This is a genomic window from Bradyrhizobium sp. IC4060, from assembly GCF_020193715.1.
Classification (GTDB): domain Bacteria; phylum Pseudomonadota; class Alphaproteobacteria; order Rhizobiales; family Xanthobacteraceae; genus Bradyrhizobium; species Bradyrhizobium yuanmingense.
Genome location: NZ_JADYVJ010000098.1, coordinates 1 through 421, shown reverse-complemented (window position 1 = coordinate 421; position 421 = coordinate 1). Strand labels below are relative to the sequence as shown.

At 71.0% G+C, this 421-nt stretch carries 1 pseudogene; it reads right to left on the bottom strand.

Features of this window, described 5'->3' with window-relative positions:
* A pseudogene (locus I6F16_RS37655) lies at positions 1 to 421 on the bottom strand (asparagine synthetase B); the annotation flags it as partial.

Sequence of the window (421 nt, the reverse complement as noted above, 5' to 3'; positions counted from 1 at the left end):
GCCTTGGGTTCCGAGGCGAACAGCACGCCTCCGGCGGTCGGGTAGTAGTACAGCGGCTTGACCCCGAAGCGATCGCGCACCAGCCACAGGCTCTGCTCGCGCTCGTCCCACAGGGCGAAGCCGTAGATGCCGCGGAGCCGGACGAAGGAAGCCTCGCCCCATTGCAGATAGGCGCGCAGCACCACTTCGGTGTCCGAGCGGGTGCGGAAGACCTGGCCCAGCGTCTCCAGCTCGGCGCGCAGCTCGCGGAAGTTGTAGACCTCGCCGCTGTAGGTCAGCGCCACCCGCCCGCCAGCCTCGGCAAGCATCGGCTGGGCGCCGTTCTCCAGGTCGATGATCGCCAGGCGCCGATGGCCGAGCAGCGCGTGCCGCGACAGCCACAGGCCTTCGGCGTCCGGCCCGCGCGGGGCCAGGGTACGGG